20 protein-coding genes, 1 other RNA gene and 1 riboswitch are annotated in these 18951 nt (G+C 66.5%); of the genes, 11 read left to right on the top strand and 10 right to left on the bottom strand.

Annotation, left to right across the window (positions count from 1 at the left end):
- Nucleotides 1-81: 81 nt before the first annotated feature.
- Genes cobU through G5S42_RS25675 form a run of 4 tightly spaced genes read left to right on the top strand, consistent with a single transcriptional unit; the run spans nucleotide 82 to nucleotide 3701 of the window.
- Entirely contained in the window at nucleotides 82-636 is a 555-nt protein-coding gene (gene cobU / locus G5S42_RS25660; protein ID WP_176109306.1) for a bifunctional adenosylcobinamide kinase/adenosylcobinamide-phosphate guanylyltransferase, read from the top strand.
- Complete coding sequence (cbiB, locus tag G5S42_RS25665) at nucleotides 636-1577, top strand: adenosylcobinamide-phosphate synthase CbiB (RefSeq protein WP_176109307.1); 942 nt, start codon at nucleotides 636-638, stop codon at nucleotides 1575-1577. Before cobU ends, cbiB begins: the two co-directional genes overlap by 1 nt.
- A 33-nt stretch (nucleotides 1578-1610) precedes the next feature.
- Complete coding sequence (gene cobD, locus G5S42_RS25670) at nucleotides 1611-2687, top strand: threonine-phosphate decarboxylase CobD (protein WP_176109308.1); 1077 nt, start codon at nucleotides 1611-1613, stop codon at nucleotides 2685-2687.
- Nucleotides 2688-2741: 54 nt separating this feature from the next.
- Nucleotides 2742-3701 (top strand): cobalamin-binding protein, encoded by a 960-nt coding sequence (locus G5S42_RS25675; protein WP_246392076.1) that lies wholly within the window; start codon nucleotides 2742-2744, stop codon nucleotides 3699-3701.
- Nucleotides 3702-3754: 53 nt separating this feature from the next.
- On the opposite strand, the gene cobC is transcribed toward G5S42_RS25675, so the two are convergent.
- From cobC to G5S42_RS25705, 6 genes are all read right to left on the bottom strand, one after another.
- A complete protein-coding gene (gene cobC / locus G5S42_RS25680) occupies nucleotides 3755-4345 on the bottom strand; it encodes an alpha-ribazole phosphatase (RefSeq protein WP_176109309.1) in 591 nt (196 codons plus the stop codon).
- Complete coding sequence (locus G5S42_RS25685) at nucleotides 4330-5106, bottom strand: adenosylcobinamide-GDP ribazoletransferase (protein ID WP_176109310.1); 777 nt, start codon at nucleotides 5104-5106, stop codon at nucleotides 4330-4332. Before G5S42_RS25685 ends, cobC begins: the two co-directional genes overlap by 16 nt.
- 73 nt (nucleotides 5107-5179) lie before the next feature.
- On the bottom strand, nucleotides 5180-6241 hold the full coding sequence (gene cobT, locus G5S42_RS25690) for a nicotinate-nucleotide--dimethylbenzimidazole phosphoribosyltransferase (RefSeq protein ID WP_176109311.1): 1062 nt from the start codon (nucleotides 6239-6241) through the stop codon (nucleotides 5180-5182).
- Nucleotides 6242-6276: 35 nt separating this feature from the next.
- The gene (locus G5S42_RS25695; protein WP_176110638.1) at nucleotides 6277-7131 is read right to left on the bottom strand and encodes an ABC transporter ATP-binding protein; all 855 of its coding nucleotides are present in this window, start codon (nucleotides 7129-7131) and stop codon (nucleotides 6277-6279) included.
- Nucleotides 7128-8192, bottom strand: coding sequence for a FecCD family ABC transporter permease (locus G5S42_RS25700; protein ID WP_176109312.1), 1065 nt, complete (start codon nucleotides 8190-8192; stop codon nucleotides 7128-7130). Before G5S42_RS25700 ends, G5S42_RS25695 begins: the two co-directional genes overlap by 4 nt.
- A 39-nt stretch (nucleotides 8193-8231) precedes the next feature.
- The gene (locus G5S42_RS25705; protein ID WP_176109313.1) at nucleotides 8232-10163 is read right to left on the bottom strand and encodes a TonB-dependent receptor domain-containing protein; all 1932 of its coding nucleotides are present in this window, start codon (nucleotides 10161-10163) and stop codon (nucleotides 8232-8234) included.
- 92 nt (nucleotides 10164-10255) lie between these two features.
- Nucleotides 10256-10519: riboswitch (cobalamin riboswitch) on the bottom strand.
- A 220-nt stretch (nucleotides 10520-10739) separates the two neighbouring features.
- On the opposite strand from G5S42_RS25705, the gene G5S42_RS25710 reads away from it, so the two are divergent.
- The 5 genes from G5S42_RS25710 to G5S42_RS25730 all read left to right on the top strand — a co-directional run bounded on the left by G5S42_RS25710 (nucleotide 10740) and on the right by G5S42_RS25730 (nucleotide 13251).
- Entirely contained in the window at nucleotides 10740-11099 is a 360-nt protein-coding gene (locus G5S42_RS25710) for an ATPase (protein WP_176109314.1), read from the top strand.
- On the top strand, nucleotides 11096-11410 hold the full coding sequence (locus tag G5S42_RS25715) for a cell division protein ZapA (RefSeq protein ID WP_013088698.1): 315 nt from the start codon (nucleotides 11096-11098) through the stop codon (nucleotides 11408-11410). The genes G5S42_RS25710 and G5S42_RS25715 overlap by 4 nt, the downstream gene beginning before the upstream one ends.
- A gap of 78 nt (nucleotides 11411-11488) precedes the next feature.
- Nucleotides 11489-11670: non-coding RNA, 6S RNA (gene ssrS / locus G5S42_RS25720), on the top strand.
- Between the two features lie 140 nt (nucleotides 11671-11810).
- Nucleotides 11811-12269: an EVE domain-containing protein gene (locus G5S42_RS25725; protein ID WP_176109315.1), complete on the top strand. Its 459-nt coding sequence runs from the start codon at nucleotides 11811-11813 to the stop codon at nucleotides 12267-12269.
- A 256-nt stretch (nucleotides 12270-12525) separates the two neighbouring features.
- Nucleotides 12526-13251, top strand: coding sequence for an SIMPL domain-containing protein (locus G5S42_RS25730; RefSeq protein WP_176109316.1), 726 nt, complete (start codon nucleotides 12526-12528; stop codon nucleotides 13249-13251).
- Nucleotides 13252-13353: 102 nt separating this feature from the next.
- Here the strand turns inward: G5S42_RS25730 and lgt are convergent, their stop codons facing one another.
- Together lgt and G5S42_RS25740 are read right to left on the bottom strand one after the other, a co-directional pair.
- Nucleotides 13354-14259, bottom strand: coding sequence for a prolipoprotein diacylglyceryl transferase (gene lgt / locus G5S42_RS25735; protein ID WP_176109317.1), 906 nt, complete (start codon nucleotides 14257-14259; stop codon nucleotides 13354-13356).
- Nucleotides 14260-14317: 58 nt separating this feature from the next.
- The gene (locus tag G5S42_RS25740; protein WP_176109318.1) at nucleotides 14318-15304 is read right to left on the bottom strand and encodes a LysR family transcriptional regulator; all 987 of its coding nucleotides are present in this window, start codon (nucleotides 15302-15304) and stop codon (nucleotides 14318-14320) included.
- Between the two features lie 158 nt (nucleotides 15305-15462).
- Here G5S42_RS25740 and ilvD point away from each other — a divergent pair, with 158 nt between their 5' ends.
- Nucleotides 15463-17136: a dihydroxy-acid dehydratase gene (ilvD, locus tag G5S42_RS25745; protein WP_176109319.1), complete on the top strand. Its 1674-nt coding sequence runs from the start codon at nucleotides 15463-15465 to the stop codon at nucleotides 17134-17136.
- A 147-nt stretch (nucleotides 17137-17283) separates the two neighbouring features.
- Nucleotides 17284-17622, top strand: coding sequence for a c-type cytochrome (locus tag G5S42_RS25750; protein ID WP_176109320.1), 339 nt, complete (start codon nucleotides 17284-17286; stop codon nucleotides 17620-17622).
- Nucleotides 17623-17646: 24 nt separating this feature from the next.
- On the opposite strand, the gene G5S42_RS25755 is transcribed toward G5S42_RS25750, so the two are convergent.
- A complete protein-coding gene (locus tag G5S42_RS25755; RefSeq protein ID WP_176109321.1) occupies nucleotides 17647-18441 on the bottom strand; it encodes a DUF2486 family protein in 795 nt (264 codons plus the stop codon).
- Between the two features lie 85 nt (nucleotides 18442-18526).
- Entirely contained in the window at nucleotides 18527-18943 is a 417-nt protein-coding gene (locus G5S42_RS25760) for a DNA polymerase III subunit chi (protein ID WP_176109322.1), read from the bottom strand.
- Nucleotides 18944-18951 lie beyond the last annotated feature (8 nt).

Here is an 18951-nt window from a genome sequence, read left to right on the forward strand (position 1 = left end):
CGGCGGTGCAGGTGAAAGGTGGACAGTGGCGTTGCAATGGAATCGAGCGGCATTATCCCATCGCGCCGGTACAATCAGAGCATGACTCCCCGCGACCTCACCTTCGTCCTCGGCGGCGCCCGCTCGGGCAAGAGCGCGCATGCCGAGCGGCTCGCCAGCGACAGCGCCCTCCCCGTCACCTACATCGCCACCGCCCGCGTCACCGACGACGCCGAATTCAACGCGCGCATCGCGCATCATCGCGAGCGGCGGCCCGCGCATTGGGGGCTCGTCGAAGCGGACGACGATCTCGCGGGCGCGCTCGCGCAACACGACGCGCCGGGCCGGTGTCTGCTGATCGATTGCCTGACGCTGTGGCTCGCCAACCTGCTGTGTCCCGCCGACGGCGCCGCGCCGCCGCTGTCGCACTACTACGAGCAGGCCTCCGCGTTCGAGGCGGCGCTCGCCGGCGCGCGCGGCAAGATCATCGTCGTCAGCAACGAGATCGGGCTCGGGGTCGTGCCGCTCGGCGAAGCCACCCGTCTTTACGTCGACGAACTCGGCCGCCTCAATCAGCGCATCGCCGCACTGAGCAGCGCGGCCACGCTGATGGTCGCGGGACTGCCGCTCGCGCTGAAAAGCGCGAGCCGCGCGTAATGCCGCCGCTGACGATGCCGCTGATCGCGACGCTCGCGGTCGCGGGCGTCGCCGTCGATCGCTGGTTCGGCGAGCCAAGCAGCCGGCATCCGCTGGTCGGCTTCGGCAACTGGGCTGCGCGCATCGAGGCGCGCTTCAATCACGACCGGCGTCTGCGGCTCAAGGGGCTGCTCGCGTGGGCGCTCGCGGTGCTGCCGCCGGTGCTGATCGCGTGGTGGCTGGTCGCCGTGCTGCCGTTGTTCGCGGCCTGCGCGCTGCATGTCGCGCTGCTGTGGTTCGCGCTCGGCGCGCGCAGCCTGCGCGATCACATCGCGCCGATCTCGAGGGCGCTCGGCCAGCACGATCTCGCCACCGCACGGGAGTTGACCGCGCGGATCGTGTCGCGCGACACCAGTCAGTCCGACGAAGCCGCGCTCGCGCGCGCCGCGGTCGAATCGGCGCTCGAAAACGGCAACGACGCGATCTTCGGCGCGCTGTTCTGGTTCGCGCTCGCGGGCGGGCCTGGCGCGCTGGGCTTTCGCCTCGCCAATACGCTCGACGCGATGTGGGGTTATCGCACGCCGCGCTTTCTGCGCTTCGGCTGGGCCGCCGCGCGCATCGACGACGTGCTGAACTGGATTCCCGCGCGGCTGACCGCCACCAGCTACGCGCTGCTCGGCGACACGCTGACCGCATGGCGCTGCTGGCGCGAGCAGGCGCCCCGCTGGGACAGCCCGAACGCGGGACCGGTGATGGCGTCCGGCGCCGGCAGCCTGAACGTGCTGATCGGCGGCCCCGCCGTGTATCACGGCACGCTCGAGCATCGGCCGACGCTGGGCTTCGGGCATCGCGCCGAGGCGCGTCATGTGGGCGCCGCGTTGATGCTGGTCGAACGCACGGTGATTCTGTGGCTGGCCGTACTGATCGTGCTGGCCTTGTTGAGCGTGCCGTTTCATGGCTGAGCGAAACGACACGCGTAGCGATGGGATGAGCGCATGACCGAGCGGACACAAGCGCGCGAACACGCCGCAGGCGATCCGATCGCACACGGCGGTAACCTGCACGAAGCGGCGGCGCGCTACGGCATTCCGTACGCACAGTGGCTCGATCTGTCCACCGGCATCAATCCGCACGGCTATCCGGTGCCGCCGCTGCCCGCCGACGCGTGGCGTCGTTTGCCCGACGAAGGCGACGGCTTCGCCGAGCGGGCCGCGCGCTACTACGGCGCACCCGATGCCGCGCATGTGCTGCCGGTGGCCGGCAGCCAGGCGGCGATTCGCGCGCTGCCCGCGTTGCTGCCGCGCGCGACGCTCGGCATCGCGCCGCTGACCTACGGCGAGTACGGGCCCGCGTTCGCGCGCGCCGGACACGAGGTCGCGCCGCTCGACGTGCATCGCGACACGCTGCCCGCCGCGCTCACGCATGTCGTGATCGTCAATCCCAACAATCCGACGGCTACGCATCTCGATGCCGCGAGGCTGCTGAACTGGCACGCGCAGCTGCGCGAACGCGGCGGCACGCTGCTGGTCGACGAGGCGTTCGCCGATACGCTGCCGGCCGCGCGCGTCGCGTCGCTGGCGGCGCAGACGCAGCGGGACGGGCTCGTCGTGTTGCGCTCGCCCGGCAAGTTCTTCGGGCTCGCGGGTGTGCGCGCCGGCTTCGTACTGGGCGCGCCCGCCTTGCTCGCCGCGTTGCGCGACAGATTGGGCGCGTGGACGGTCAGCGGTCCCGCGCGTCATGCGGTGAGCGCCGCGTTCGCCGATGCCGCGTGGCAAACGCGGATGCGTGAGCGGCTGATCGGCGAAAGCGCACGGCTTGCCGGGCTGTTGCATGCGCACGGTTTCGCGACTCGCGGCACGCCGCTTTTCGCATGGACCGACGATGCGCGCGCCGCCGCATTGCATGAAGCGCTCGCGCAGCGCGGCGTGTGGACGCGTCTTTTTCCGCCATCGCCCCGGGTGCCATCGGCCAGCGTGCGCTTCGGGCTGCCGGGCGATGAGGCCGAATGGACCCGCTTCGAACAACTGCTTCAACAGGCGGTTGATTCGATCGATACCGCGCGCTCGGGTTAGCGCACCGTCCTTCGCACCCCAGCCGTTCAACGCTTCGTGATCCGCCCTCGCCCGATGACCCGCTTCACTCGCTTCACTCGCTCCGCTCGCTTTGCCGCGCCCGCGCGCCACTTCATCCCTTGGTTCAGCGCCGCAGCGCTCGCTCTAACTGCGCTGAGCGCGCACGCCGCGATCACCGTCACCGACGACAGCGGCGCGACCGTCATGCTCGCCGCGCCCGCGCAGCGCGTGATCAGCCTCGCCCCGCACGTGACCGAATTGCTGTACGCCGCGGGCGGCGGCCCGAAGATGGTCGGCGCGGTGTCGTACAGCGACTATCCGCCCGAAGCGAAACAACTGCCACGCGTCGGCGACAACAAGGCGCTCGACCTCGAACGCATCGTCGCGCTGAAACCGGATCTGATCGTCGTGTGGCGGCATGGCAATGCGCAGCGTCAGCTCGAGCGCTTGCGCGAGCTGCACGTGCCGCTCTTTTTCAGCGAGCCGCGCCGTCTCGACGATATCGCCGTGTCGCTGACGAAGCTCGGCCGGCTGCTAGGCACCTCCGCGAGCGCGGACGCGGCGGCGGCCGCCTATCGCGACGACATCGGCCGCCTGCGCGCGCGGTATGCGAATCGCCCCGTAGTCAGCGTGTTTTATCAGGTATGGGACCGGCCGCTGATGACGCTCAACGGCGAGCACATGATCAGCGACGTGATCACGCTATGCGGCGGCCGCAACGTGTTCGCGGACTTGCAGCCGCTCGTGCCGACCGTATCGACCGAAGCGGTGCTCGCGGCGAATCCGCAGGCGATCGTCACGGCGGCGCCCGGCGCGACGCAGCCCGACACGACGCTGCCGCAACTCGACGCATGGCGCGCGTGGCCGCGTCTCGCGGCCGTCGCGAACGACAACCTGTTTGCGATCGACGGCGATCTGATCAATCGCCCCGCGCCGCGCATCGCGCAAGGCGCGCGGCAACTGTGCGAGGACCTCGAACTGGCGCGCTCGCGCGCAAACAAACCCGCGCCATGACGCGCCGCGGGTCGCGCAAAAAATACGCTCAGTTCTCCGCATGACCACGCGGGTCACGCATTCCATCGCACCAGCGACCACTGCAGCGTCTCGTCGTTACGCCGCAACCAGACGATCCCGGGCATATCGAGCGACCACTGCAGGCAACGCGCGAGCGGCACCTCCAGCACCCACGACGCGATCGCGCGCATCACCCCCGCGTGCGTGACCACGTACGCGGGCGACAGCTCGCGCGTCAGCGCGAACGCATCGAACCACGCTCGCACACGCGCGACGAATTGCGCGACGCTCTCGCCGCCATGCGCGCGCGCATGCTCGAAATTGGCGGCCCAGTCGTCGAGCTGGGCGCGATCGATCGTATCCCAGCGCTGCGCTTCCCATTCGCCGAAGTCCATCTCCTTCAGACGCTCGTCGTGGCTGACCACGCAGCCGAAGTCGTTGGCGATCTCGTTCGCGAGCGCGGCGCAGCGCGTGAGCGGACTCGTGATCAGCACGCGCGGCGCCGGCACCTGCAAGCTCGCGAGCTTGACCGCCAACGCATTGGACGTGACCTCGGCGCTTTCCGCCAACGCGACATCACTATGGCCGTAACAAACCCCCGCCTCGAGCGCGACAGCGGGATGTCGAATCAGGACGATATCCATGCAAGCCCCACCAGATAGATGCTCAATTCGAAGATTTGCTGCGCGAAGCCGAGACAGTCACCGGTATAGCCGCCGATGCGTCTGACGAAATAACGGCCCATCGCGAAGCGCAGCGCCAACAGCACGACACACGTGAGCGCGGCGAAACGCCAGTCGGGCGCGCCGGGGCCGTTCGGCCACAGCAGCCACGGCAGCCCGAACAGCGCGGCGCACAGCAGCGCCAGCCCGCTCAGACGCTGCGCGACCGGCTTGGCTTTGCCCGCGGCGCGCACATAGTCGAGCGTGGCCAGATAACTGATCGCGCACGCGCGGCTCGCGCCATGCGCCGCAACCATCAGACTTGCGGCGGAAAGCGGCGGCAACGCGGCGAGCGTTTGCCACTTGATCGCCAACGCGATCACGAGCGCGATGGCACCGAAAGCACCGATGCGCGAGTCGTGCATGATGCGCAACGCATCGTCGCGCGTATAGGCGCCACCGAACGCATCGACGCAATCGGCCAGACCGTCCTCGTGGAACGCGCCCGTCACGAGCAGCGACGCGGCCATCGACAGCAGCACCGCGACGCCCGCCGGAAACACGCGCAGCGCGGCCAGATAGACGAGCGCGCTGACGCCGCCGACCAGCACGCCGACGAGCGGAAAATAGCGCGCCGCCGCGTTCATATAATGCGGCTCGTAGCCGACCCAGCGCGGCACCGGCACACGCGTGAAGTAACCGAGCGCCGTGAAGAAATAGCGCAGTTCCGCGAGCGGGTTCATGGACGTCTCGAGTGCATGTTCGCTGCGATGCGGGCCGAGCTTCGCGTTGCCGCGAAGCGTGGGTTCGAGCGCGTCACGGTTCGCGATCCGCGACGCCCGCGGAATCGAAGCTGGCCATCTCGTTGAAGAAAGCCGCCGCCGCGCGCAGCAGCGGCACCGCGAGCGCGGCGCCCGTGCCCTCGCCGAGCCGCATGTCGAGCGACAGCAGCGGCTGCGCGCCGAAATGATCGAGCATGCGCCGATGGCCGGCCTCGTTCGACGCATGCGCGAACACGCAGTACTCGCGCACGTCGGGCGAGAGCGCATCGGCGACCAGCAGCGCCGACGTCGCGATGAAACCATCCACGAGAATCGTCATGCGCGCCTCGGCGGCCGCCAGAAATGCGCCCGTCATCATCGCGATTTCGAAGCCGCCGAAGGTCGCGAGCACGTCGAGCGGCGCGCTGGCGTCCGCATGACGCGCGAGCGCCGCCGCGAGCACGTTGCGCTTCTTCGCGAGCCCGGCATTGTCGAGACCGGTGCCACGGCCGACGCAGTCGTCGATCGGCACGCCGCACAGACGGCTCATCAGACACGCGGCCGCCGACGTGTTCGCGATGCCCATCTCGCCGAAGCCGATCACGTTAGTGCCGAGCGCCGCGTGATGACGCACGCGCGCGGCGCCTGCCTGCATCGCGGCGAGCGCTTCGGCCTGCGTCATCGCGGCTTCGTGCGCGAAGTTGCGCGTGCCGGGCCCGACCGGAATATCGACGAGTCCGTCGGTGGACGGCAGCGGCGTCGCGATGCCCGCGTTGACCACTTCGAGTTCGAGACCGGCGACGCGGCTGAGCGCATTGATCGCCGCGCCGCCCGCGATGAAGTTCGCGACCATCTGCGCGGTCACCGCTTGCGGATACGGGCTCACGCCTTCGGCGGCGATACCGTGATCGCCCGCGAACACGATCATCGCGGGCCGCTGCACGCTAGGACGAGTACTGCGCTGGATCAGGCCCATCTGGCGCGCGAGCGTTTCGAGCCGGCCGAGGCTGCCGGGCGGTTTGGTGCGCGTATCGATGATCCGTTGCAGCTCGGCGCGCAGCGTCTGATCGAGCGGCGCGACTTCGGGCAAACCGGCCGGGAGTGGGATGCGAGTCATAGTTGTGATCGAAACAAGGTATAGGGGATTAATAGTCAGCCTGACTTTTCCTCATGACCGGCAGGCGATTCATGACGCGCGCGCGGCGCGGGAATCAGCGCCTCGTGCTCGCCATCGCGAATCAGAATCAGCGGATAGCCGAACGCGCGGCTCGTCAACGCGGGCGTCAGCACGTCGCGCACCGGGCCCGCATACGCGCCGCCCGCGCCGTCGAGCAGCAACGCATGCGTCGCGAAGCGGCGCGCGAGGTTCAGGTCATGGCAGGAGAACAGCACACTGCGCGCTATGCTGCGTCCCGGCTCGCGCGTCCATGCAACGAGCGCTTCGAGGCAGTCGATCTGGTGATGCAGGTCGAGATGCGACAACGGTTCGTCGAGCAGCAACAGCGGCGCGTCCTGGCACAGCACTGCCGCGAGCGCGACGCGCTGACGCTCGCCGCCCGATAGCGACAGCACGTCGCGCGCCGCAAAGCCCGCGAGGCCGAGCGATTCGAGCGCCGCCTGTGCAGCCGCGCGATCTTCATCGCGCTCCCAGCCCCAACCGCCCAGATGCGGGAAGCGATTCAGCAGCACGATGTCGAGCACGCTGGCATTGAACGCATCGGCCGCGCTTTGCGGCATCAGCGCGCGGCGCCGTGCGAGCGGCAGCGGCTGCCAGTCGGCCACGCGCACGCCATCGAGTTCGACATGGCCCGCCGCCGGATGCAACAGGCCCGCCAGCGTCGACAGCAAGGTGGTCTTGCCCGCGCCGTTCGGCCCGGCGATACACCAGACTTCGCCCGCATTGAAGGTGTGCGTGAACGCGTCGAGCAAGGTGCGCGCGCCGGCGCGCAGTGTCAGGCGCTGCGTGCTCAGCATCGAAGAGGTGGGGCTGGGTTCGGCTTGCATCATCGGCGGCGTTTGAGCAGCATCCACAGGAACACCGGCACGCCGACCAGCGACGTGATCACGCCGACCGGCAATTGCGCGGGCGCAATCACGGTCCGCGCGATCAGATCCGCGCCCATCACCGCGACGCCGCCGCCGAGTGCAGCCGCCGGCAGCAGCATGCGCTGGTCGTTGCCGAACGCGAGCCGCAGCATATGCGGCACGACGAGACCGACGAAGCCGATCGTGCCCGCGGTCGTCACCGCCGCGGCTGCCGCCAGCGACGCGACCAGGTACACGCGCAAACGCAGTGGCATTACCGCGACGCCGAGCGCTTGCGCGGCTGCGTCGCCGCGCAGCAGCACGTTCAGACGCGGCGCGGCTGGCACGATCGCGAGCAACACGAGCGCGAGCGCGATCAGCGCGGTCCACGGCAGCGCGCCGCCATTGAGGTCGCCGGTCAGCCAGAACAGCATGCCGCGCAGACGGCTATCGGGCGCGAGATTGAGCAGCAGCGTGATCATCGCGCCCCACCCGGCCGCGATCACCGCGCCGGTCAGCAGCAAACGCGGCGACGTGTCCTGCGGCTCGCCGCGCCACAGTTCGCGACGCGCGAGTCCGAGCACCAGCAGGATCGACACGAACGCACCCGCGAACGCGCTCGCATCGACGATCCACCAGGCGCCGCCCGCGATCATCGCGACCAGCGCGAAGCTGGCCGCGCCGCCCGACACGCCGAGCACGTACGGCTCGGCCAGCGGATTGCGCAGCAGCACCTGAAGCAGCGCGCCGGCGAGCGCGAGCAACGCGCCGCACGCGAAGCCTGCGAGCGCGCGCGGCAATCGCAACGTGCGCACGATTTCGCCGGCGAGATCGTCGCTGCCCGTGGCGCCGAACGTGTGCGTTGGCACGAGCGCCGCAAGCACGCGCGACGGCGCGAGCGGCACGCTGCCGAGCACCAGCGACGCGCCGAGCAGCGCGACGGCGGCGAGCGCGAGTCCGAGCCAGATCGCGGCCGCGCGTTTCGCGTTCATCGGGCGCGGCGTTGCCATCGCGGCGGACAGCGAACCGGACGCGCGACTCATCCGCGTGCGCTCACGCATGCGGCCAACCCGGCGCGCGCGTCACTGCTGCCGCCAGCCGAGCGTGACATACGCACCGCGTCGCGGCGAGTTATACGAGTAGGCCGTCTCATAGTCCTTGTTGAACAGATTGTCGATTTGCGCGCTGACGTACCACGCCTTCGTGATGTTGTAGCGCGCCGATAGATTCACGATGCCATAACCGCCGAGCTTGCCGGTGCTGTCTGGACGCGGACCGCTGACGATCCACTCGCCCCCAACCCGCCATCCACCGATGCTGCGATTCGCCGCGAACGACCCGAAGCGTCGCGCGCGTCGCACGAGGTCGGTACCGCTGTCGAGATCGACCGGGTTCTGCAGCGTCAATGTCGCGCGTACGTCGGTCTTGCCGACATGACCGCTCCACGATCCTTCGAGTCCCTGCACCTTCGCATGGCCGACGTTCTCCGCGAGATAGATGCCGGGGATCGTCTGCACGTAGTCGATCAGATTCGTATAGCGCGTCTGGAATGCGTTCAGACGCATCACGCCGAGCGCGTCGGTCGCGTACTGCAAACCGGCTTCGACCGAGTGACTGCGCTCCGGCTGGATCGACGGGTTGCCGCTGATCGGATAGTACAGATCGTCGAAGCTCGGCGCGCGGAACGCATCGGAATAGCTTGCGGTTACCTTCCAGCGCGACGTGATGTCGAAACCGTAGCCGAGATAGTAACTGTTCGCTCCGCCGAAATCGGAGTACTGGTCGCGGCGTACGTTGGCCTGAATCTGGTTGCGGCCGAAGCGTGCGCTGTAGCCGGCGAAGACCGAATCGACGTGACGGTCGGGCGCGGCGAACGTGTCGGAGTCGAGAGTCTGGTCGAGATGTTCGTAGCCGAATTGCAGCTTCTGGTTCGCGGCGAGCGCGAAATCGTTCTGCCACGTGTACTGGCGATTGTCGGTATCGAAACGGTCGTTGTAGATGCCATTGGTGTTCGATACGCTGCGGTCGTCGCCCTCGGCGAGCGTGAAGTGGGTGGTCCACCAGTCGGTCAGCTTGCCGTTCGCAAACACCGACACCTGACGCACCTTGCTATAGAGGTTGTTCAGATCGGTTGGCACGCCGTACGCATTGTCGTAGCTGTTGTTGTTGTTCGACTGGAAGTAGCTGACACCCGCATCCCACTTGTCGGTGAACTTGTGGCGCAGCGACGCGCTGATGCTCTCGTTCAGATTGCCGTTCGCGTTCGGATTCGCGCCCGGCGCCTCGAGCGGATCGAGCGACGAAAAGCCGTCGTTCTTCGTGCGCGCGAGCGAGATGTTGAAGGTCGTGCGACCGTCCTGATCGAGCGCGCCGTTCACGCCGGCCGTTTGCGTCTGCGTGTGATAGCTGCCGTAGCCGAGCGAAAAATTGAAGCGCGGCGGATGATCGCCGCCGTCTTTCGTGAACACCTGCACGACACCGCCGATCGCGCCCGAGCCGTACAGCGCCGACACGTTGCCGTTCACGACTTCGACGTGATCGACCTGGTCGAGCGGAATCTGTGCGAGCTGAGAGGAGCCGAGACTCACCGAATCGACGCGCACGCCGTCGATCAGCAGCAGCGATTGTGTCGACGACGCGCCGCGCAGAAAGAGGCTCGTGGTCGAACCGGGGCCACCCGTGCGCGAGATTTGCGCGCCGGGTGCGAGTCGCAGCAGGCCGGGCAGATCGGTCGCGGTCGTGTCGGCGATGTCCTGCTGATCGAACTGCGTGGTCTGCGGGATCGCGTCGCGCAACGCTTGCGCTCCGCGTTGTGCGGTCACGACGATCGGCGAGAGCACGTTGCCCGATGCATCGGCGGAAGCGGGATTGGCCGCATCCGCAACGTTTGGGGCGTTCGCGGTGCTTGCATCCGCAGCGGACGATGAAGGCACAGGCTCGGCGCTTTGCGCATGCGCGACGAGCGGCAGGCTCGCGAACGCGAGCAGCGTCGCGCGGGCGATGGGGGACAACATGGGATGACATTCCTGTGGATAGCATGCACGGCCTGCTTCCCCGCAGGCCGACGCGTCACGAGGCGTCCCCCCATGTTTAACGTTTTCGCGGGGGACGTCCCTCTTTTCTGGCCGGTATCCGGGCTACGACACATCGATCCCGCCTTCCCACGCGTGACGCGCAGTGGCACACTCGCAGATTGAACTTCCAACCGTGCGACAAGGACCGACCTGCATGAGCACATCACATGCGGTCGTTTACCGTTGCGGGGGCAGCGCAGGTTCGCGCATCCGGTTTGGCACCGCGCGCGCCCTGCTTCCCGTTTAACTGCGCGCGCCGAAAAGCGCGCGCGGGCACCAGAGTGCGGGAAGTGTAGGAGCGGCTTCGCGGGGCGTCAAGAAAGGCCAACCGGAGCGCGATCCGTTCTGTCGAATGCAGGTTATTGTCCGATGGATTGCCGGTCTTTGATCTTATGGTCGACGACACGACTCGCAACGAACCTGCATGAAGCGATGCTGTTACGTCTCGAAACGAGACAATTGTCGGAACCTGTAATATTCCGCGCTAAAATGCGATGTCTTTAGAGGACGCAGCACATGCTCACCGAACTCGAATCACTCTCCCAGAACATCGGCAAGCTGATTGCGATCAGCAAGCGCCACAACGAAGCGCGGATCGCGCTCGAAGAGCAACTCGCGCAAACGCGTGCCGAAGTACAAGCCACGCACACCGAACTCGCGCAATTGCGTGCCGAGCGCGATGCACTGCAAGCGGAACGCGACGCGCTGTCCGCCAAGATCGACGACGCTCAGGTGCGCCTGAATGCGATTCTCGAAAAATTGCCGCGCGCACGCGCAAGCAGCGAACCGGATAACCAGCTCGATCTGCTCGAGTCCGCCCAGCCCGAACACGAGGAAGCGGAAGGCGACGTGAGCCGACACGGAGAAAGCGCATGACCACCAAGCAGATCGAAGTATCGATTCTCGAAGTACCCTACCGTCTCGCCTGTTCGCCCGAAACGGAAGGCGCGCTGCTCGAGGCGGTCGCGCGCGTCGACGCGGAGATGAAGAAAATCCGCAGCGGCAGCAACGTGCGCGGCACCGATCGCATCGCGGTGATGGCGGCGCTGTCGCTGGCATCGGAACTGCTTAAGCTGCAAAGCAGCGTGCGACACGGAGAAGCATTTCCTGCTGAAGAAATCCGGCGTACAATGCAGCAAATGAACGAACAGCTAGGTACTGTGATTGAGCAGTACAGCATGCAGTAAGCAGTAGTTGACTCAATAGCGGGCCGGTTTCGAACCGGTCACATGTTCAACGGTATGTGTTGTAGCTTCATCGGTTTAGCTTCCCTGCCTGGTTCGCCAAGGTCATATATTCCTTGAACCAATGCCATGTGCACGGTTGCGGAAATTTGTAGCACGGGTGTGCGCGTCACTCTGTCTGATGTACCCGAAGTGTTGCTAACTGCGACCAATTCTGAACCCTCGGTTCAGGATGCCGGCCTAGCGGCTAAGGCGGGGACCTTATCTGGAACGGCATCGGACTTCGGTTCGATGCCGTTTTTCTTTGGTCGTCGTTTTTTCTTTTTGTGTGCCTGTTTCAGGTGCTTTTCCGCGCGCGCCTGTTGTTGGCGCCTCGTTCAATCTCACACGCTCACTCCGATTCATGCGCTACTGGCTGATGAAGTCCGAACCGGACGAAGCAAGCATCGACGACCTCGCCAACGCACCGCATCGCACCTTGCCGTGGACCGGCGTGCGCAATTATCAGGCGCGCAACTTCATGCGCGACGTGATGCAGGTCGGCGACGGCGTGCTCTTCTATCATTCGAGCTGTCCGGAACCCGGCATCGCGGGCATCGCGGAAGTCTCGTCGACCGCGTATCCGGACCCGACGCAGTTCGATAAAAAGAGTCCGTACTACGACGCGAAATCGTCGCGGGAAACGCCGCGCTGGATGCTCGTCGACGTCGTGTTCAAGAAGAAAATCCCACTGATTCCGCTGGCCGCGCTGCGCGAGCATGCCGAATTGCAGGACATGCGCGTGCTCGCCAAAGGCAACCGTCTGTCGATCACTCCGGTGACCGACGCCGAATGGCGCTTCATCACTAAACAGCTGGTTTAAGGGCAAATGCGCGACGCGGCACGTGTCCTGATCGCGTCCGGGCCATCATTTCCGATGCGGCGGCGAAGTACTAATTGGGGAACCAAGCGCCAGTAAGACGCGCCTAATCGCTCGACGAAAGCGCGAGTTCGAACCAACCGTTCGACGGCATCCCGATCCATTCGCCAGCGCATCCGTCAAACCGCGCGCCACCATCGCGTCATCACGCGGCGCACGCGTCGAACGTGCACAACCTGTTCAAACAAGGATTCCAGCCATGACGACAAAAACCGCACGGGCCCTCGCACTCGCGCTCGCCTTTGGCGCGCCTGTGGCGCTCGCGCTGAACCCGGCGCCCGCTCGCGCGCAGACCATGATGCCGCAGCCCTCGGGCGTGCTGTCGCTGAATGCGCAGGCGAGCGCGGAAGTCCCGCAGGACGAAGTCGAAATCACGCTGTTTTACGAGCAGGAAGCGAGCGAGCCGTCGGCGTTGACGTCGACGCTGAACCAACGCGCCGACGCGGCATTGCAGAAGGCGCGCGGCGTGGCCGGCGTAACCGCGCGCTCGGGTGCGTTCTCGATCTTCCCGTCAACGGACCGCGACGGACGCATCTCGGCGTGGCGCGGCCGCACGGAAGTCGTGCTCGAATCGCGCGACTTCGCCGCGGCATCGAAGCTCGCCGGACAGATGGCATCGATCATGCAGGTAGGTAACGTGCGTTTCTCGCTGTCGCCGGAAGCGCAGCGCGCCGCCGAACAGCGGCTCAGCGGCGAGGCGATCAAATCGTTTCGCGAGCAGGCCGCGGCATCGTCGCAGGCGTTCGGCTTTAGCGGCTATTCGATCCGCGAGGTCAACGTGAATCACAGCGGCGTGATGCCGCGTCCGATGATGATGATGAGCGCACGCGCGATGGGCGCCGACGCGAAGAGCGCGCCGATGCCGCTCGAAGGCGGCACCTCGACGGTGACGGTCAACGTGTCGGGGTCGGTGCAGATGAAGTGACGCGCACGCGCGAACGCCGGCGCTTCAAAGAGAAACGCCACGGCATCCATCGATGCCGTGGCGTTTTTTCATGCAGCGTTCGCTACGCTGGCCGGGCGCGGCTCAGTTCGCGCCAACCGCCTGCGCCGGCTCGCGGCGCCCACGGCGATACGCCCACACCATCAGGCCGATGCCCGCGAGGATCATTGGCAACGACAGCCATTGACCCATCGACAGCCCCATCGCGAGCAGGCCGAGGAAATCGTCCGGCTCGCGCGCGAATTCGACCGTGAAGCGCGCGAGGCCGTAGCCGATCAGGAACATTGCGGAGATCGCGCCGAGCGGCTTCGGCTTGCGCGAGAAGAAAATCAGCACGAAAAACAGCGCCACGCCTTCGAGCGCGATCTCGTACAGCTCCGACGGATGCCGCGGCAGCATGTGATATTGCGCAAACACTTCGTTCAGATGCCATTGCGCGGCCAATTGCGGATGCGCGGCGAGCCAGCTGGCGTCGTCGGGCGCGGCGCCGGGGAACAGCATCGCCCACGGCGCGGCCGGATCGGTCACGCGGCCCCACAGCTCGCCGTTGATGAAGTTGCCGAGCCGCCCCGCCGCGAGGCCCGTGGGCACCATCGGCGCGACGAAGTCGGTGACCTGCAGCCACGAGCGCTTGCGCTGATACGCGAACAGCATCATCGCAATGGTGACGCCGAGAAAGCCGCCGTGAAACGACATACCGCCTTCCCACACCTTGAAGATGTCGAGCGGATGCGCGAAATAGAAGCTGGCCTTGTAGAACAACACATAGCCGAGCCGGCCGCCGAGGATCGTGCCCAGCACGCCGAAGAACAGCATGTCGTCGATGTCCTTCGCGGTCCAGCCTTGCGCGGCGACGTACGGCAGCCGCAGCCGCAGCCGGGCGACCACGATCGCCGCGACGAACGCGACGAGGTACATCAAGCCATACCAGCGCACGGCGAGCGGCCCCAGATGGATGGCGACAGGGTCGAAATTCGGGTGAATGAGCATCGTGTAGTTATGGGCAGTTCAGGTTCGAAAGCAGTTTTACAGGGATCAGAAGCGGGATCTAGACGCGCGACGCCACGCTCGCCGCATGCGCGCGCACGATGTCGATGAAGCCCGCCAGCACCGGGCTGACCTCGTCGGTACGCCAGACGAGCCCCGTTTCGATCGCGGGCACCGACTCGGACAACGGCCGGTACACGACGCCCGTGCGCCGCAGGTTACGCAACGATTGCGGCACCAGTGCGACGCCCATGCCGGCCGACACGAGACTCACGATGGTCTGCATCTGGATCGCCTCCTGGCCGATCCTTGGCGCGAGGCCCGCGACGCCGTAGCAATCCATAATGATGTCATAAAAGCCTGGCGCGAGACGTCTTGGGAAGATCACGAGCGGCGCGTCGCCGAGATCGCGCAGGCTGACGGGCGTGTCGAGCCATTCGGCGGCGGGGTCTTCATTTGGCTTGCCCTTGCCGTTTTTGTTTACGCTGCCCTGCAAGCCTCGCGCCATCTCCGTCGACATCGCGATCACGAGCGGCTCGCGCGCGATCGGCAGCCACGACAGCTGCGATGCACGCCGCGACGGCAGCGGCGCGATCACCAGACCCGCGTCGATACGCCCGGCCACCAGTTCCTCGACCTGCACGTCGCTGGTCGCCTCGGTCAGCTCGAGCCGCACGCGCGGATGCCGCGCGCCGAAATCGCGCAGCAGCAGCGGCAGCAGGCCGTAGTCCGCGGTCGACACGAATGCGAGCGACAGCACGCCCGCCTCGCCGCGCGCGAGGCTCTGCGCAAGCGGCCTTAAACCCTCCGCCGCCGCGAGCAGCCGCTGCACCTCCGGCAGCAGATCGGCGCCGACCGCGGTCAGCTCCACCGAGCGCTTGGTGCGCGCGAACAGCTCGACGCCGAGCGTCTCTTCGAGCGCGCGGATCGCCTGCGACAGTGGCGGCTGCGTCATCGACAAACGCGCGGCCGCGCGCCCGAAGTGCTTTTCCTCGGCGACGGTGACGAAATAGCGCAACTGGCGCAGATCAGGAATCGTCGGCAGCATGATTAATATATTTTACGACCTGAACAGCCGCGAATAATACATGCGACGCCGGCCATGCAAAACCGCCTGTTCGCGCGGTCTGGCGGAACTACACTGAACGGATGCGCGCGCGGGCGCCGCGTGCGCACTCGTCAGAACAGCCAGACCTGGAGCTCCCCATGGCCTACAACCGTCGTTCGAAGAACATCACGCAAGGCATCGCGCGTTCCCCGAATCGCTCGATGTACTACGCGCTCGGGTACCAGAAGGAGGATTTCGACAAACCGATGATCGGCGTCGCCAACGGCCACTCGACGATCACGCCATGCAACGCCGGCCTGCAGCGTCTCGCCGACGCGGCCGTCACCGCGATCAAGCGCGCCGACGCGAATCCGCAGACCTTCGGCACGCCGACGATCTCGGACGGCATGTCGATGGGCACCGAAAGCATGAAGTACTCGCTGGTGTCGCGCGAGGTGATCGCCGACTGCATCGAGACCTGCGTGCAGGGCCAATGGATGGACGGCGTGGTCGTGATCGGCGGCTGCGACAAGAACATGCCGGGCGGCATGATCGGCCTCGCGCGCATGAACGTGCCGGGCATCTACGTGTATGGCGGCACGATCCGGCCGGGCAACTGGAAAGGCACCGATCTGACGATCGTGTCGTCGTTCGAGGCGGTCGGCGAATTCACGGCGGGCCGCATGTCGCAGGAGGATTTCGAGGGCATCGAGAAGAACGCGTGTCCGTCGACCGGTTCGTGCGGCGGCATGTATACGGCCAACACGATGAGCTCGTCGTTCGAGGCGCTCGGCATGTCGCTGCTGTATTCGTCGACGATGGCGAATCCCGACCAGGAGAAGGTCGACTCGGCCGCCGAATCGGCGCGCGTACTCGTCGAAGCGGTGAAAAAGGATCTGAAGCCGCGCGACATCATCACGAAGCAGTCGATCGAAAACGCGGTTGCCCTGATCATGGCGACCGGCGGCTCGACCAACGCGGTGCTGCACTATCTGGCGATCGCGCACGCGGCCGAGGTCGAATGGACGATCGAGGACTTCGAGCGCATGCGCAAGAAAGTGCCGGTGATCTGCAACCTGAAACCATCGGGCCAGTATGTCGCCACCGATCTGCACAAGGCGGGCGGCATTCCGCAGGTGCTGAAGATCCTGCTCGACGCCGGGCTTCTGCACGGCGATTGCATGACGATCACCGGCAAAACGCTCGCTGAGGAGCTGAAAGACGTACCCAGCAAACCGCGCAGCGATCAGCAGGTGATCTTCCCCGCCGACCACGCGCTGTACGCCGAAGGCCATCTCGCGATCCTGAAGGGCAATCTCGCCGAAGACGGCGCGGTCGCCAAGATCACCGGGCTGAAAAACCCGGTCATCACGGGTCCGGCGCGCGTATTCGACGACGAGCAGAGCGCGCTCGAAGCGATCCTCGCCGACAGGATCGTCGCCGGCGATGTCGTCGTGCTGCGCTATCTGGGCCCGAAGGGCGGCCCCGGCATGCCGGAAATGCTTGCGCCGACCTCGGCGATCATCGGCAAGGGGCTCGGCGAATCGGTTGGGCTCATCACCGACGGCCGCTTCTCGGGCGGCACGTGGGGCATGGTGGTCGGGCACGTCGCGCCGGAGGCGTTCGTCGGCGGCACGATCGCGCTCGTGCAGGAAGGCGATTCGATCACGATCGACGCGCACCGGCTGCTGCTGCAACTGAACATCGACGATGCCGAGCTGCAGCGCCGCCGCGCCGCATGGCAGGCGCCGCAGCCGCGTTATACACGCGGCGTGATGGCGAAGTATTTCGCGCTCGCGCTGCCGGCGAATCGGGGGGCGGTGACGGGTTGATTGCTACGGGCCGGCGCGCCCCGCTCCGCTGGACGAACCCGCCGCCACGCTACGCAAAAACGCCAGGGGCGCACGAAAATCCGTGCGCCCCTTTGCTCTTATAATGCGTGCACCACGAGCCGGGCATCTGCACTGGCGGAGACCATAATGAAATCGATGTCGTACGCAGCCGTAGCAGCTTCTGTTGCGCTCGCCGCCGCATTGAGCGCCACCAGTCCCGCAGCCCGTGCCGAAGCAGCCGGCCTCGCGCTCGCCCAGCAGAAGAACTGCATGAGTTGCCACTCGGTCAACCGCCCGTTCATGGGGCCGGCGCTGCACGACGTCGCTATCCGGTATGCGGGTCGCGACGACGCCGCGACCTATCTTAAGCACAAGATCCTCGATGGCAGCACCGGCGCATGGGGAACCGTACCGATGCCCGCGAACACGCAGCTGACGCCCGATCAGGCGGCCACGCTGGCGGCCTGGGTGCTGACACTCAAATAACGGACCTCTCGCGTCGCCGCGGCGTCAACGCGAGCCCCGCGCGATTTCTTCTTCCACCGCTTCACGGACCCAATCGGTCATCTCGGCTTCGAGCGTCTGTGCGACTTCGCGCGTGATCTGACTGACGAGCAGACTCGTGTGCTGCTGCACTGCATCGCGGCAACGCGCCTCGATGATGCCGCGCCCCTCGCCCGTCAGAAAACGCTGGAAGCGTCCGTGCAAACGTTCGGCGAGCGCGTCGGCATCGAGTCGGGGCTGAGCGGGAGCGGCTTCGTGCGCGCCTTCATGGTCGAGATCCGGCGGCACGGTCGCGCCGGCTTCGAGCGGTATGAAGGGCTCGGTACGATCGAACACACCGGGCGACACCTCGGCCACGTCCTCATGCAGGCCTTCATGCAGCTCCTCATGCCCGTGTCGCGCATGAATGCCGTGATGCGGCCGGACCTGCTTTCTCGCGTGCGTGTGATCGGCCACGTGCGGCTGATGAAGTTCGGTCTGCGCCGGCTGCGGCGCGAGAACCGGCTCGGGCGAACTCAGTTGCTCGGGTGTGGGCACGGGCTGCGGCGCGAGCACGGGCTCGGGCGCCAGCGTCGGTTCGGCCGAATGCGCGGCCGGATGCGCGGCCGGCGGCGCGAACGCGGGCTCGGTGCGCAATCCCTGCTCGCGCGCCGCCGGTTGCGCGGCGGCTGGTGTTGCGGGCTTGGTGCCCTGGGGCGCGGGTGCGGCGCCATCGGCCGACGCCTCGCGCGTTTCGCGCGCGCGGCCCGGCACGATGACCTCGTTCAGGATCGGAATCGAATTGTCGTTGGGATCGGACACGTGCGCTCTCCGTGTTTGAGTCGAAGCCAGGGCAGGCGGTCCGCATGCCGCGCTCCTCGCGGCCATGACGCGAGAGCGGAACGAACTACCCGCCCTGCTTGTAGTTGTTCAAAGCATAGCCGCGATCGCGATAGAAGCGATAGCGCTCGCGGCCCGCAGCGAGTTCCTCGTGTGCGTTACCGACCACTTCGAGCAATCTTTCGAAGCGCGCGAATTGCGCCGGCACCGTTGCGCCAAGATTCAGCAGCACCTGATGATGCGGCACCTCGTCGAGATTCGTGGCCAGCACGACGGGCGTATCGGCGGCAAGCGGCGTGCCCGCCATGCAGTGCGGCACAAAGTCGAGCGGTGAGAAGGTCCACAGCATTTCGTCGAACGCGCGCAGGCGCGCGGGCTCGGCCAGCACGACGAGCGGCTGGCCCGCCAGATACGCCTTGCGCGCGAGGCGGCACGCGTACAGCAGCGAATCGCCGACGTTCGAGTGAAAGTCGATTCTCGTCATCGGCCGCT

This window comes from Paraburkholderia youngii, assembly GCF_013366925.1.
In the GTDB taxonomy this organism is placed as follows: domain Bacteria; phylum Pseudomonadota; class Gammaproteobacteria; order Burkholderiales; family Burkholderiaceae; genus Paraburkholderia; species Paraburkholderia youngii.

What these genes read in the sequence shown, in the direction of transcription:
- cobT (WP_176109311.1), bottom strand. Translation starts at nt 6,241, where the DNA reads ATGACTCGCATCCCACTCCCGGCCGGTTTGCCCGAAGTCGCGCCGCTC.
- G5S42_RS25725 (WP_176109315.1), top strand. Translation starts at nt 11,811, where the DNA reads ATGCGCTACTGGCTGATGAAGTCCGAACCGGACGAAGCAAGCATCGAC.
- cobC (WP_176109309.1), bottom strand. Translation starts at nt 4,345, where the DNA reads ATGGATATCGTCCTGATTCGACATCCCGCTGTCGCGCTCGAGGCGGGG.
- G5S42_RS25700 (WP_176109312.1), bottom strand. Translation starts at nt 8,192, where the DNA reads ATGAGTCGCGCGTCCGGTTCGCTGTCCGCCGCGATGGCAACGCCGCGC.
- cbiB (WP_176109307.1), top strand. Translation starts at nt 636, where the DNA reads ATGCCGCCGCTGACGATGCCGCTGATCGCGACGCTCGCGGTCGCGGGC.
- cobD (WP_176109308.1), top strand. Translation starts at nt 1,611, where the DNA reads ATGACCGAGCGGACACAAGCGCGCGAACACGCCGCAGGCGATCCGATC.
- G5S42_RS25750 (WP_176109320.1), top strand. Translation starts at nt 17,284, where the DNA reads ATGAAATCGATGTCGTACGCAGCCGTAGCAGCTTCTGTTGCGCTCGCC.
- G5S42_RS25740 (WP_176109318.1), bottom strand. Translation starts at nt 15,304, where the DNA reads ATGCTGCCGACGATTCCTGATCTGCGCCAGTTGCGCTATTTCGTCACC.
- G5S42_RS25710 (WP_176109314.1), top strand. Translation starts at nt 10,740, where the DNA reads ATGCTCACCGAACTCGAATCACTCTCCCAGAACATCGGCAAGCTGATT.
- G5S42_RS25760 (WP_176109322.1), bottom strand. Translation starts at nt 18,943, where the DNA reads ATGACGAGAATCGACTTTCACTCGAACGTCGGCGATTCGCTGCTGTAC.
- G5S42_RS25730 (WP_176109316.1), top strand. Translation starts at nt 12,526, where the DNA reads ATGACGACAAAAACCGCACGGGCCCTCGCACTCGCGCTCGCCTTTGGC.
- G5S42_RS25675 (WP_246392076.1), top strand. Translation starts at nt 2,742, where the DNA reads ATGACCCGCTTCACTCGCTTCACTCGCTCCGCTCGCTTTGCCGCGCCC.
- lgt (WP_176109317.1), bottom strand. Translation starts at nt 14,259, where the DNA reads ATGCTCATTCACCCGAATTTCGACCCTGTCGCCATCCATCTGGGGCCG.
- G5S42_RS25715 (WP_013088698.1), top strand. Translation starts at nt 11,096, where the DNA reads ATGACCACCAAGCAGATCGAAGTATCGATTCTCGAAGTACCCTACCGT.
- G5S42_RS25705 (WP_176109313.1), bottom strand. Translation starts at nt 10,163, where the DNA reads ATGTTGTCCCCCATCGCCCGCGCGACGCTGCTCGCGTTCGCGAGCCTG.
- cobU (WP_176109306.1), top strand. Translation starts at nt 82, where the DNA reads ATGACTCCCCGCGACCTCACCTTCGTCCTCGGCGGCGCCCGCTCGGGC.
- G5S42_RS25695 (WP_176110638.1), bottom strand. Translation starts at nt 7,131, where the DNA reads ATGATGCAAGCCGAACCCAGCCCCACCTCTTCGATGCTGAGCACGCAG.
- G5S42_RS25685 (WP_176109310.1), bottom strand. Translation starts at nt 5,106, where the DNA reads ATGAACCCGCTCGCGGAACTGCGCTATTTCTTCACGGCGCTCGGTTAC.
- ilvD (WP_176109319.1), top strand. Translation starts at nt 15,463, where the DNA reads ATGGCCTACAACCGTCGTTCGAAGAACATCACGCAAGGCATCGCGCGT.